This window comes from Lentimicrobium sp. S6, assembly GCF_013166635.1.
GTDB lineage: Bacteria > Bacteroidota > Bacteroidia > Bacteroidales > UBA12170 > UBA12170.
In genome coordinates this window covers 20,497-34,245 of sequence record NZ_JABKBZ010000001.1, presented here as the reverse complement: position 1 = coordinate 34,245, position 13,749 = coordinate 20,497, and the positions used below count along the sequence as shown (strand labels likewise).

Below are 13,749 nucleotides of genomic sequence, written 5' to 3'. Positions count from 1 at the left end.
TTTTATTTGTCCACAGATTTATACAAACCGAAGCCAAGCAAGCTCACTGAAATTAATTGACACCGATTACAAACAGAGTTCAGCAATGCTCTACTCTGTTTGTAAAAATAATCCGTGAAATTGGTGAAATTAGCGGACATTTTTTCTGTTTTCAAATTAATCGTTAATTTTTTAACTAGACCTGAAAGTATGTGTTTACCCTGTTAATAAATAGACTTTATTTTTTTTGAATTCTATTTTGGTGTATTTTCGTAAGCTAACTTTATTAAAGATACCCACATAATAGGATTCCGAGGGTAAGGATAATAGTAAAAAAATAGACTATGAGAATTTGTTTTTTAATGTACCCATGGGAAAGTATGACAAAAGGTGACTCAACACTTCGAATGATACACGAATGTGTTAAAAGAGGTCATACTGTAGCAACGACCACTCCAGAAAGATTAGGAATACGTGAAAGTGTTACCATGGCCAATTGTGAGGTTTTTAAAAAGGATCAAAAGGTTTCTTCTAGTATCAATTCGTTTAGAAATAATGTGGAAAAATATTGGAAAAACCTTCCTTTAGCAGGCTTCGATGTGGTTTTTATGAGGGCCAATCCTCCTCTGGATCCTATTTTGTTAAATTTTCTCGATTCTATTAAAGACGATGTGTTTGTAATGAATGCCGTTAGAGGTTTAAGGGAAGCAAATAACAAAATATATACCGCTGCTTATTATGATCCTGAACATGATTTTATCCCCGTTACCCATGTTTCGAAAGATGTGGCCTATTTAAAACAAATTATCGACGAATCTGATCAAGAACAAATGATCATGAAACCTCTGGATGGATATGGAGGTAGAGGTGTTATTATCATTGAAAAATCAGCTACAAATAACATAAAATCCTTATTAGATTTCTATGTTAACCACAGTAGCCGCGATGGGAAATCACAATATGTGATTCTTCAGGAATATATACCAGGTGCAGAAAAAGGTGATGTAAGAGTGTTTATGCTAAATGGAGAACCTGTTGGTGCGCTAAAAAGAATTCCTTCCACTGGAGATATTCGCTCGAATATATCGGCAGGAGGAAGTATTGCCAAGCATAAACTCACCAAACAAGAGCTTAAATTGTGTAGAACAATTGGTGAGAAACTTGTTCGTGACGGTTTGTTTTTTGCCGGCCTTGATTTAATAGGAGGTAAATTAATCGAAGTAAATGTAATGAGTCCGGGGGCTATTACCGAATTCAATAGGCTCAATAAAACAAAACTTCAGGTTAAAATAATTAATTTTATTGAAAAGGTTGTTCAAGAGCGCAAAAAAGCAGCTGAACGAATAAATAAATAGGATTTAATAATGATTGATTAAGTTGTTTTTATGACGATAAAAGAAATGGTCACTTCTATAAAAAGTGGTAGAACATTCCAGGCTACTGCTGAGGATGGTTCGTTTACCATAAAAATAGACCGATATGTGCCTTACGTATGCACAGCTATTCATAATGGTAGTCATGTAAGACATGAGCTGTTACATAAAATGGCCCTCGATGAATACGAAAGATGGTATGAAGAAGATCCTCATACCGCTGATTTTATAGCTTCAATGCCCATTACTTTGATTGGAAACGATTCTAGATTTGAATATGAATTAAATAGAAAAGATCCGATTTATGAAGAGGCTTGGGGAAAAAAAATATGGAAAAAACCCCTAACCAAAAAAGAGGCCAATATTAGTAAACAAAAACATGCCAATTACTATAGGGTTACACATGCCCTAATCGAAAAATTAGAAAGCATGTTTGGGGCTTCATTGGTATATGACGTTCATTCCTACAATCATAAAAGATGGGATAGAGCAGTTCCTGTTTTTAATATTGGTGCTGAATGTGTTGACCTTAAAAAATATGCCGGCTTTGTTGAAAATTGGCGAAAAGAACTTGGAGAAATTCAGCTAAAAGGAATTCATGTTAAATCTAAAATTAACGATGTGTTCTATGGGAGAGGTTATAATTTGGAATATATCACTACAAATTTCAAAAACACCCTGGTTTTAGCTACGGAAATCAGTAAAATTTATTGTGACGAAGAAACAGGTGAAATATATCCTCAGATTATAAAGAACATCCAAACGAATTTTAAAAAGGCCATCCTTAATAATGCCAGTTATTTTGTTAATGAGTTAACTAACTGGAAGTTTACAGATAAAAATATGCTATTAGATAATTCTATGAACAAGAATGTTCAGAAAATCGACAAGCAACTTTTTAAACTTCTTAAAAACTTTGAATTACTCACCTATGTAAATCCGACAAATGTAAAATCAGAAAAGGAGAGGTTTTTCAAAAGCAAGTTCACTGTTAATCCTGTTTTTAAGTATAAACCCATAAAAATTAATCCCTACGAGCTAAGAAAGCAATTGCATTTAATCGATACTAAAAAGATTGAAGACATCAGTATTCGCAATCTATACGAAGCGGTGATTACGGCTAGTATCGACAAAATTAATTTATTGGCATCCTTAGGAACAGAGCAGTTTTTGTATAACTCATTGCGGTATTTTGGAAGACCAGATAGTAATGACATAAGGAATGCTGAGTATATCCTCTTATTACCCGACATAAAAGGAGAAGCAAAGAAGTTGCAACAATTTGGTGTTGACGAAGCAAAAAAACTTTTTGAGGAAACATTTGAAAAGTATGGATTTAAAGGAAATATTAGAGTAGACAAAAGTGGCATATCTTCTGTCCTAGTCCTAAATTCAACCAAAACTGTAGTTCTAAAGGAGGGTTCAAGATTTTCAAAAGTAGAATTACAATATTTAGCTGAACATGAAATTGGTGTCCATATGCTAACCACCATGAACGCCTCCCTCGATAAATTGAAAATATTTAGTATTGGCCTTCCTGTCAATACCCTTACCGGCGAAGGCATGGCCGTGCTATCGGAATATCTATCTGGAAATTTCACTATGAAAAGATTCCGAGAATTAGCACTTAGAGTTATTGCCGTGGACAATATGTGTAATGGTGCCGATTTTAAAACAGGTTTCTCCATTCTAGTAAATGACTATAATGTAAACAAAGAATCTGCTTATAAAATAATAACAAGAGTATATAGAGGTGGAGGGTTTACCAAAGACTACCTATACTTAAATGGTTTTTCTAAGCTCTTTAAATTTTGGCAAGATGGGAACGATCTCACTCCGCTTTTGGTTGGAAAAACTTCCATAGGTTTTTATAATACCATTGTAGAAATGATGGATAGAAATATTGTGGAGAAACCTAAGTATATAACAGAGAGCTTTGAACACCCTAAAACTGAGGACAACAATGCCTTATTTGAATATATCTTAAGTGGATTGAAATAAAATGAAATGCTTTGATAGAATAAAAAACAGGCTAGTAAACCTAAATGAGTCTGTTAGCCTATTTTTATGACTTGATATTCTAAAGGTATTAAACCTTCTCTAATACCACAGCAATTCCTTGTCCCACACCAATACACATAGTACATAGCGCATATTTGGCATCGGTGTTAATGAGTTGGTAATAGGCACTGGTTACTATTCTCATGCCACTCATTCCCAGAGGATGGCCTAAAGCAATAGCACCTCCAAGAGGATTGATTCTAGCATCATCATCAGCTAAGCCTAGTTCACGAGTACAACCAAGTGATTGAGCAGCAAAAGCTTCATTCAACTCTATGATATCCATATCATCTAAACTCAAACCCGTTAACTTCAATACTTTTCGTGTTGCTGGTACCGGGCCCATTCCCATAATTCTAGGTAAAACTCCAGCCGTAGCCATCCCCAAAATCTTAACTTTGGAATTTAATCCATATTTCTTTACCGCTTCTTCCGAAGCCAAAAGCATGGCACCTGCTCCATCATTAATTCCAGAAGCATTTCCTGCTGTAATGCAACCATTTGTGCCTGTTAGAGCTTTTAAACTGGCAAGCTTCTCAAGGGTTGATGGTCTTGGATGCTCATCAGCTGAAAATATAATTGGATCTTTTTTGCGTTGCGGAATCTCAACAGAAATAATTTCACGGGCTAAGCTCCCATTTTCTTGAGCTTTTTGAGCCTTATCCTGACTCCATTTAGCAAATTTATCCTGATCCTCTCGGTTGATATTAAAATCATCTGCGATGTTCTGAGCCGTCATCATCATACCTTCGGTACCATATAATTGGTCCAGCTTTTTATTGATGAATCTCCATCCCATGGTAGTATCCTCAAGCTTTTGACTACGACCATAAGGTCCTTCAGCTTTTCCAATAACAAAAGGAGCTCTCGACATGCTTTCTACTCCGCCAGCAATAATCAATTCTGCCTCTCCTGCTTTAATAGCTCTGGCACCGCTTCCTATGGCATCCATTCCTGAACCACAAAGTCTGTTTATGGTATTAGCAGGAACTGTTTCTGGTAAGCCAGACAAAAGAGAGGCCATGCGCCCTACATTTCTATTGTCTTCACCAGCTTGATTGGCACAACCCATTAAAACATCATCAATAGCTGTCCAATCCATTTCTGGGTTTCTATCCATTAAGGTTTTTAGCGGAATAGCAGCCAAATCATCTGCTCTTAATGAAGCTAAGGAGCCTCCGTATCTACCAACAGGAGTTCTGATGGCATCGCATATATATACGTTTTTCATAGTTTTTTATATTTTGTACGAAGCTTGAAGTACGAAGCACGAAGTAAAAAGAGAACTATTTCTCATTCTCCATGCTTCGAACTTCTAGCTTCAAGCTTCTCTACTTGGCAAAGCTGTGAATCTCCGCTTTAAATATTTTAAACCCTTTCAATAAACTTTCTGTAAGTATATCCACTTCTTTTTGAGTGATGGTAGTAGCCAGCATACAAGCAAAAGTATTGATCATAATGATGTCTTCATGAAGGAAGAGGTAATCGAGAAAATCTACGATGAGTTTTCTTTCTTCTGGACACTGATAGGTTTCACGATAATTTCGAGGAGCTTGATATCGAAAATGCATTCTAAACATAGAACCAGCACCAGTAATTAATACAGGAACATCAGCTTCCTTAATGGCCTCCTCAATTTGTTTTTTGGCAATATCAGCCATATTATTGATGTCATCAACAGCCTTTCTATCAAAAAGCTCCATAGCTACTTTACCGGCAGTCATGGTAATAGGATTGGCAGAGAAGGTTCCAGAATGGGGCTGCTTAATAATTTTACGTGTGGGATCAAACACCGACATCACCTTTGCATCACCAGCAATAGCACCAACTGGGAAACCACCACCGATAATCTTTCCTAAAGCTGTCATATCAGGCTTTACCGGATATAAATGTTGGGCTCCGCTATAAGTAACACGATAGGTCACTACTTCGTCGAAAACCAAAAGCACTTTGTTCTTTCTAGTCCAATTATAAATGGCTATTAAATAATCTTCTTCAATGGGAAACATCCCCACACGATGAGAGATAGGATCAATCAATACACATGCTAAATCTTTTTTATTGGCTTCCAATAGTTTCAAAGTACGTTCTGTATCATTATATGGGAAAATGATCACATCACTTTTTACATTTTCAGGCGTTCCCATAGTAACGGGCACCGAATTGGGCTTATCAATATCTCCCCAATTATCGGGTTTAACAATTTGACTAATTTCAGCAAAGTCATAGGTGCCATGATAAGCTCCTTCTGCTTTTGCAATTTTTGGTCGTCCAGTATAGGCTCTAGCAGCCTTTATCATGGACATTACAGCTTCTGTACCTGAGTTAACAAACCTAATTTTTTCGAAATTATGGTTTCTCTCTACTAAAAGCTCTCCGAATGCTACTTCCACTTCACTTCCTAAAGTATAGGCAGTTCCTCTGTGCATTTGTTCGTTCACAGCATCAATAATAGCGGGATGGGCATGGCCATGAATAAGTGAGGCCATATTATTGGCAAAATCAACTCTTGTATTGGCATCAATATCGGTAACATAGCTACCTTTTGCAGTGGCTACATAAAATGGATGAGGGCGACGAAAAATAGTATTTCTGCTCACACCTCCTGTCATAACTTCTTTGGCTCTTTTATAAAGTGCCGAGCTATGCTTCCTGTTGGTATTATACGAATGACTACTCATGATTTTTTATTATGCGATTGTTTATTGAAATAATTGTGCTTCAGTTCTTTCTTTTAAGTATTCAAAATTTACATTTGGCCCCAGCTCTCTCACATATAACCCTTCTTCCTTCACATCTATGATAGCCAAATTTGTATATATGGTTTCTACAACTCCTTTTCCTGTCAATGGATAAGAACATTGTTTCACCAGTTTAGATTTTCCGTCTTTGGTATTATGCTGGGTAATGACAAAAATTCTCTTTACTCCTGCCACTAAATCCATAGCTCCACCAACTGCGGGGATTGCATTGGCTGCACCTGTTGACCAATTGGCCAAGTCACCTTCTTCGGATATCTGCATAGCTCCGAGCACGCATACATCTATATGCCCTCCTCTAATCATAGTAAAGCTATCTGCATGATGAAAGAAGCAAGCTCCAGGATTGGTTGTTACCGGCTTTTTTCCTGCATTGATTAATTCAAGGTCTTCTTGTCCCACTTCAGGAACAGGTCCCATACCTAACAAACCATTTTCTGTTTGATAAATGAGTTCTCTACCTTCAGGTACAAAGTCAGCTACCATTTCGGGCATTCCAATTCCAAGATTTACATAAGAACCATCTGGAATATCAAGAGCAACTTTCTGGGCCATTTCAGTTTTACTCCAACCTATTTTTATTTGATTATCTACCATGGGTACTTCAATTTTTGAGCCACTAAATCTGATTCATTGACAGGTTCAGATACTTCGACTACACGATTTACAAAAATTCCAGGTGTGACAACCACTTCTGGATCTATACTTCCTGCATCCACCACCTTCTTGGTTTGAACAATAGCCTTTTTTGCAGCAGTGCACATGATAGGACCAAAATTACGTGCTGTTGCATGGTAAGTTAAGTTCCCATAACGATCTGCTTGTTCACATTTCACTAAAGAAAAGTCGGCTTTAATCCCTCTTTCCAATACATATTCAATTCCATCGAATATTCTAGACTCTTTACCTTCAGCAAGAGGTGTATTTACCGATGCTGGAGTATAAAAAGCTGGAACGCCAGCCCCTCCAGCACGAATTCTTTCTGCTAAGGTTCCTTGTGGCACCAATTCCAATTCTATTTCTCCGGCATTATATAGCTCAGGAAAAACAGTTGAATTGGCTGTACGTGGAAAAGAACAAATCATCTTTTTCACACGTTTTTGCTCGATAAGAGCTGCAAGACCCACATTTCCACTTCCAGTATTATTACTGACTATGGTCAAGTTTTTCGCACCTTGATCAATCAAGGCATGAATGAGTTCGATGGGACTACCTGCTTCGCCAAAACCACTGATCATAATGATGGCTCCATCATGTATGTCTTTAACTGCTTCGGCGGCCGAATCTACTATTTTGTTAATCATATAAATGATTTTATTTTTTAATAATCAGTCTTGCCCTACCCTAAAGGGAGCCTGATTTTAAAAAGTGATATTGTTTTTTGTTGCATTAATTAATTATTTTTCACTAACCATACTCCAAGGTCCCACCCTTTAGGGAGGGGTAAGGACCTTGAATATTATTTTCCTATTTCAATTCTAAACTTTTCTCGATGGCTGCTAATTCATCCTCGAAGAAGTTTTTACCTCCACCAAATGGCTTAAGTTTTTCTATAGTATTTTGCTCTTCGTCATATTCTGCTAAATACACCTTATCCATCCATTCCATATTTCTGGCTTCGTTGAATTTAAGGGCAAAAGCTTTTTTACCATTAACATCAACAGTTCCAAGCATGGAAGTTTTACCAGCAGAGGAAGTCATAGAGATATATCTCGACGGACGACCAATAGAAGGAAGACTTCTATAAATCTTACTAAATACATCGTTGATTTCAGCTAAAGGAGCTGTGAAATAATGGTGTTCACCAGTTGGACGCGCATAATACATAGAGTGGAAACCAACGCCTTGCATCATTAATAAATGTCCTAAGTCGATCCAGTTTTGAGCCGATTTATCGATGTCAATTTTTCCAGTTTCATCTGGGAATAAACTGATATGCTTCATGATTGGGCTTTGACTTTTTACAGTCATTCCAATAGATCTCAAACGACGAATAGCAGCTATAGTTGTTAGGTTCATCAATTCTTTTGGAGAAGAGAAGTGACCCATCCAAACCATTTGAATTCCATTCTCAATAATGGTCTTAAATAATTCTAATGTCTTGTCATAAGCAGGTCTGATAACAATTTGAGGATCGAACGTTAATGCTCTAGATGCCAAACGGATATTTCTGATATGAGCCAATTCTGGATCAGTAGTCAAAGGCTCTAAATATTCCTTCAAACGCTCATAGGGCATATATCCACCATCACCACCTGTGATTAGAATATCTGTTACTTCTTTGTGTTGTTTTAAATAAGTATGAACTTGTTTTGCATCATCTTGGATGAACATATCTTCATCTCCCCTCACTTGGGCATGACGGAAACAATAGTTACAGAAAGCAAAACAGCTTTGAGTAGTTTTATCAAAAATAAGGAAGCAATGAGGGTATTTATGTTGACTACCATTTAATATATCAATATCACCTTCTCCATTGTCAATATACGCTTTATTTAAAAGCTGTTTGCCATCATGTGGATTTGTTTTATGGATGTATGCTGAACAAAGTTGTTCTCTTTCTTCATTAGAACTTGCAGCCGCATATTCTTTCACCAATTCTGGCTTCATCATTCCTGGCTGAGGAAATACCAATTGGAAAACAGAATCATTTTTGAAATCTTTCCAATTGATGGTATTTAAAACGTGCTTTGTAGCTAAGAAACGATACACATTGATAAAAAGCTCACGTTCTTCAATATGTCCAATGTCAATTCCATTTTCGTTTAAGACTTTAATTATTTCTCTAAAACCATCTATTCCTGTATAGCGGTTTGTTTTACCAGTAAACATAGCTTTGCTTTCCTCTTTTATAATAGAGATTTTAGGGAATGCATTATGAATTTTATTAACTAGTGTTGCAGGCAAAAGGTTTTCTTTTTCTATTACCTTGATGGCACTTTCTTCAATTCCATGATGTGCGAATTGTTTTGAAAAATCAACTTTCATTGTATTTATTTTTTTGTGTTTTTAATTTATTTCAGATTGGATTAAAGGAGTAATTACCCATAGTAATTCTGATTCTCCCTTGGAGATATTTTTAAACAAATGTGGTTTGCTTGAATCGAAGTAAAAGCTATCTCCTTTCTCGAGTTTAAATTTCTTGCGATTTATGGTAGCTTCAAATTCGCCTTTTAAGACAAAGCAAAATTCCTGTCCTGGAAATTTACTGGTCATGACTCCTTTTGAATCTGCATTTTCATCAAAATGAAGTAGATATGGCTCTATTTGTTTAGATGGGAAATGATAGGAAAGTAAATAAGATGAGGTTCCTTTTTTATTGCTTTTGGCAAACCTACGTTCCTCCACTTTTAATAAGGGTTTCGTAATTTGATTTTCATTTTCACCAATTAAATCACCCACGGTTGTGTGTAAAGCATCTGCCACTTTCTTAAGCGTTACAATAGATGGAAAGGCCTTACCACTTTCGATTTGACTGATCAAACTAGATGTGACACCAATATCTTTCGCCAGTTCTTTCATTTGCAATCCAAAACCTTCGCGTCTCTTCTTAATTCGGCTTCCCATTTGGTCTATCATAATCCCTTTTTTGACTTAAAAATGATTTATACAAAGTAAATTAGATTTAACTTACGATATCCACTAAGTTCAGTTTTATTTAATTAAATTAAGTGTGATTTATATTAAGTCTAATTAATACTGGGTGTTTCGCGGATTAATGCCCTATTCTGATTATTGAGGAAGCAGAAATATTTTTTAGCAAAAATTATTATTTGAAAATATGGTGATATTTAAATCTAACTCAGGTATTAATAGATAAAGAGATAAATAGTAATGAATGCCAGATTGATATTTCTCAATTAGCCATTGGCTCCTATTTTATTAAGATAAAAACAAAAAAAGAAACATTGACCAAGCAATTAATAATAGAGTAAATTTTAGATTAGTAGAGAAGTGATTGGCCCCATTGTATTTTACTTTGGGGCTTTTTAATTTGGAAAAACTAGCCTTGGGTAATAAGCAGATCATCATTAATACCAATCTTATGAAATCATTGTGAATTCTTCTTATTCAGTATCTTATCTTTAATCTTTCTTAAACTAAACTTATCCTTATTGATTGTGTTTAGTTTTTCCTCATCCTCTTTAGTGGTTTCCTTGGTGGTTTCTAGAATCTTTTTTAATGCACTATTTATTTGTTCTAGGTCTTTCATAATTATGGGTTTGTATTGGTATTTAAATAAAGCAGCTCCAAATCAAATTGGAGCTGCCTATAAACTCAATTAAAAATCTAATCAATAATCACTTTTTTGGTGATGACCTGATTACCGGTAATTATTTTCACAAAATAAATTCCGCTCACAAACTCTGAAACATCAAAAGATGATTTTTCATTTTCTATTAAGGATTCAAAAGCTATTCTGCCTTGCATATCTAAAATCTGTAGCTGTCCTAAAGTTTGAGTTTCAATAATTAATTGATCAGATGTAGGGATTGGATATATTTTAGCATCTAAGTTATCAGAGGAATGGTCTTCAATACCTACACCAAAACATATGGCATTGGCGTCCTGTACCAAATAGTCAGGTCCCGCTCCTGTTATGAGAGTTTCCCCAAGGCCATCCAATAATTCCCATGAACATTCTGTACCAAATCCCCCTTCTCCATCAAAGATTAAGAAAATGGCATCTCCATGTTCAGCATAAACTGGGAAAGAGGCTGAGAATCCATTTTCTAAAGTTAGATCAGGATAAGCAGTAACACCATTAACACTAACTAGCATAGTATTTCCTGTCCAACCATCCCCATAAGAATCATTCAAAATGAGTGTATGCTCACAACCTGAAAATACTCCAAAATCATAGCCCATAGTGTTGTTTTCTAAATTTGCATCTCCGCCTGGGTCTGAAGCTGTAAATACAACATTTAAAGCTCCTGTTTCTTCTGATGTCCACTGTGGAAATATCAAGTCGTTGGATTCTAAATAGCTTAAATTGCTAATGGTGATTGTTTCTTCATATAAATTGGACCCCTCCTTACTGATAACAGCTGTTAAGTCAAAAGAAGAAGTTTGACTACCAAAGTTGGCCACAGAAACTAATGGAGTATAAGTGTCACCTAATTGCATCATACCAGGGTTGTTTGCTGAAGTTACAGCCACATCAACAGGGTGAATAACCACATCGTTTACAGCCAATACTCCATACTGATCGTCCACTTCACTTATTGCATTAAATTCACCTGTTTCTAAATCATAAAACCCAAAGTATTTTTGAATTTCAGTACTTGCTCCACAGGTGATGGTATACAGTCGTTGTGTCGTAGGATCGTATGATACATCTTGACCATATTCCAAGTCCATACCAATATTACCCACAACAGAGGATGTTGCAGTACTAGGATCTATCTTTATCAATTGATCGTCATTAATGTCGGGACCATATAGGAAGCCGTCATCAGCTAAATCCATCGCCATTATTTTTCCTCCAGGTGCTCCTATTTCTGTGATGAAAAGAGCTTCAAGATCTAGCGTAAATAAGTGTGCTACCTCGTTCTGCTCTAGAACCATCATGTATATAATGTCATTTTCTTCATCATAGGCAAGGCCTGATGGGTACCAACCATCTGGACGATTAATTTCTCCCAAAATAATTTCACGACCATCTTCAAGAAATATAGAAACTCGTCCTTGCTCAGTTACGACATAGAGTAGATCGTTGATATAGGTACCACACATTTTAAATGGGCTCACTGGTAAATATTCTACGATTTCGAAAGTTCCATTTAAAACATCTACTGCTTCAAACTGATCAGAAGGGCCTTCGTTAATGGCAAAGGCTTGGTCGGAATAAGTAACATCAGCATAGTGAAGTAATATGGAGTTGGATGCTCCTGTTTCACCATCCCCAATATTGTTTATGGCCGTAATCTCGTAATAATGATATCCAATCTCTGTTAAGCTATTATCAATATAAGGTTGAGTTCCATTCCATGAGTTTTCTAAAACCATTTCGTCGGGCTGGCGTACTATTCTATAAGCCGAAATACTTTCCAGATAACCACCATGTAAGCCAATAGTTGGAGCATTCCAAGTAACAGAAGCTTCATCTCCATTGCTAATGGCCGTAGCGATAATGTTTTCAGGTATGGCTGGTGCATCAGGACCCACCCATGTTCCAATACTGGTGCTAATTCCATCCCCGGCATCATTTACACCGTATATGCTGTAATTATAAAATCCTGAAACTGTAATCTCGTTGTCAATAAAAGATTCCATACCTCCAATGCTAGGATTTTCTATGGTATGAATAGGATCTGAAACACCTTCTTTAAAGACATACACAAAATCTAAATCACTTAAGGCTCCTCCAGTAATGGTTTCATTTGGATTGGTCCATTCTAGAGTACATTCAAGAACACCATTAGCTGCTGCTGATGCAGAGGCTGCAGTTGGAGAACCTGGAGCTCCTTCAGTGGGCAGGCTGGCTAATTCATACGCAAATATGTGATTAGGAGTCTGTTGATTATTTCCTAATAAAACTGCGATATTGTTTTCGTAGTCTTCATAAATAGCCAAGCCTCCACAGTAACCATAAAGACCACCTAAATCACTAGTATAATTGTGAGCCACGCCAGTATATTCACCAGCTATTGGGTCGTATTGAACGAGCTGAATACCATTCATAACAGGAGTAATAGCAATCATATTTAACCATAGATAAGGGCCACCTTCCGAATAGGGATCAAACGCACTTCCATATGCTGCACCTTCAACACCGTTTACTGGCGTAATTAACATCACCACTGGGCTAATCATTTCGCCAGCTCTATTCACACAGGTTATTTCTTCCCAGTTACCACACCAAAAGGCATCTTGCTGGTTGTCATATGCAATATGAAGAATCCCAGTAATGCCTGGCGCATCTGCAGTGATGGTGCTCACCAAGGTTTTATTGGTAAAATCCACTTCAAAAATGTCCATACTTCCGTCTGATCCATCACCAGCATAAAAATATTGACCATCATAGGCCAAATCCTGTAGGCCATTATCCACACCAGGGATGGTAAAGGATTCTACAAATGTACCATCCATTTCGTATTTAAATATATTTACATCATTCCAATGGGCTGTGTAGATATATTGTCCATCAGTTTCTACACCAGGTTGGTTAGCAGTTGTTGCATCCCATTGGTATAAAACATCCCAAGCTTCTTTTGTTGAATTTTCGTTTTTTAGGTTTTGAAAATCTGCATAGCCAAAATCATTTTTTGAAGAAGGATAGGTAAACATATTTTCATAGTTGAATACTTGACTATCTGTATTTTCAAGGTTTGTATTATTTCTATGATTTAACTCAAAAGACTGCGCCAATATATTTGATGAAAATAATATGGCCAGACAGACAATGACTAAAAATTGTAATCTAGTTTTCATAATTTATCTTTTAAATTTATTTCATTTGAAAAAAAAGAGTTTTGATTTTAGGATCCAGTTTCATCACTACTCTTTTAAATTCCTTTGATTGTTTATTTGTTTCTTGCTATGTTTGTATTTTAATACACAGCAAATAGAATATA

General features: G+C 36.2%; 11 protein-coding genes. 3 read left to right on the top strand and 8 right to left on the bottom strand.

The features are described 5' to 3' along the window. Positions 1-323 precede the first annotated feature (323 nt). Positions 324-1,334, top strand: a complete 1,011-nt coding sequence (gene gshB, locus HNS40_RS00165; RefSeq protein ID WP_172275977.1) for a glutathione synthase — start codon at positions 324-326, stop codon at positions 1,332-1,334. A gap of 30 nt (positions 1,335-1,364) precedes the next feature. Continuing rightward, on the top strand, positions 1,365-3,353 hold the full coding sequence (locus tag HNS40_RS00160) for a tyrosine/phenylalanine carboxypeptidase domain-containing protein (protein ID WP_172275975.1): 1,989 nt from the start codon (positions 1,365-1,367) through the stop codon (positions 3,351-3,353). An 88-nt stretch (positions 3,354-3,441) separates the two neighbouring features. Here HNS40_RS00160 and pcaF read toward each other — a convergent pair whose 3' ends face one another. From pcaF to HNS40_RS00130, 6 genes are all read right to left on the bottom strand, one after another. Next, complete coding sequence (gene pcaF, locus HNS40_RS00155; protein WP_172275973.1) at positions 3,442-4,644, bottom strand: 3-oxoadipyl-CoA thiolase; 1,203 nt, start codon at positions 4,642-4,644, stop codon at positions 3,442-3,444. 100 nt (positions 4,645-4,744) lie between these two features. Then, positions 4,745-6,094, bottom strand: coding sequence for an aspartate aminotransferase family protein (locus tag HNS40_RS00150; protein ID WP_172275971.1), 1,350 nt, complete (start codon positions 6,092-6,094; stop codon positions 4,745-4,747). Positions 6,095-6,115: 21 nt separating this feature from the next. After that, complete coding sequence (locus HNS40_RS00145) at positions 6,116-6,769, bottom strand: 3-oxoacid CoA-transferase subunit B (protein WP_172275969.1); 654 nt, start codon at positions 6,767-6,769, stop codon at positions 6,116-6,118. After that, positions 6,763-7,476, bottom strand: coding sequence for a 3-oxoacid CoA-transferase subunit A (locus tag HNS40_RS00140; RefSeq protein WP_172275967.1), 714 nt, complete (start codon positions 7,474-7,476; stop codon positions 6,763-6,765). Before HNS40_RS00140 ends, HNS40_RS00145 begins: the two co-directional genes overlap by 7 nt. 163 nt (positions 7,477-7,639) lie before the next feature. After that, positions 7,640-9,160, bottom strand: coding sequence for a hypothetical protein (locus tag HNS40_RS00135; RefSeq protein ID WP_216663643.1), 1,521 nt, complete (start codon positions 9,158-9,160; stop codon positions 7,640-7,642). Positions 9,161-9,181: 21 nt separating this feature from the next. Further along, entirely contained in the window at positions 9,182-9,751 is a 570-nt protein-coding gene (locus tag HNS40_RS00130) for a helix-turn-helix domain-containing protein (RefSeq protein ID WP_172275965.1), read from the bottom strand. A 233-nt stretch (positions 9,752-9,984) separates the two neighbouring features. Here HNS40_RS00130 and HNS40_RS23630 point away from each other — a divergent pair, with 233 nt between their 5' ends. Continuing rightward, positions 9,985-10,107 carry a T9SS type A sorting domain-containing protein gene (locus HNS40_RS23630; protein ID WP_172276320.1) on the top strand — a complete coding sequence of 41 codons (123 nt, stop codon included), beginning with the start codon at positions 9,985-9,987 and terminating at the stop codon, positions 10,105-10,107. 116 nt (positions 10,108-10,223) lie between these two features. Here the strand turns inward: HNS40_RS23630 and HNS40_RS00120 are convergent, their stop codons facing one another. Next, the gene (locus HNS40_RS00120; RefSeq protein WP_172275963.1) at positions 10,224-10,385 is read right to left on the bottom strand and encodes a hypothetical protein; all 162 of its coding nucleotides are present in this window, start codon (positions 10,383-10,385) and stop codon (positions 10,224-10,226) included. A 77-nt stretch (positions 10,386-10,462) separates the two neighbouring features. Further along, positions 10,463-13,606 carry a T9SS type A sorting domain-containing protein gene (locus HNS40_RS00115; RefSeq protein WP_172275961.1) on the bottom strand — a complete coding sequence of 1,048 codons (3,144 nt, stop codon included), beginning with the start codon at positions 13,604-13,606 and terminating at the stop codon, positions 10,463-10,465. Positions 13,607-13,749 lie beyond the last annotated feature (143 nt).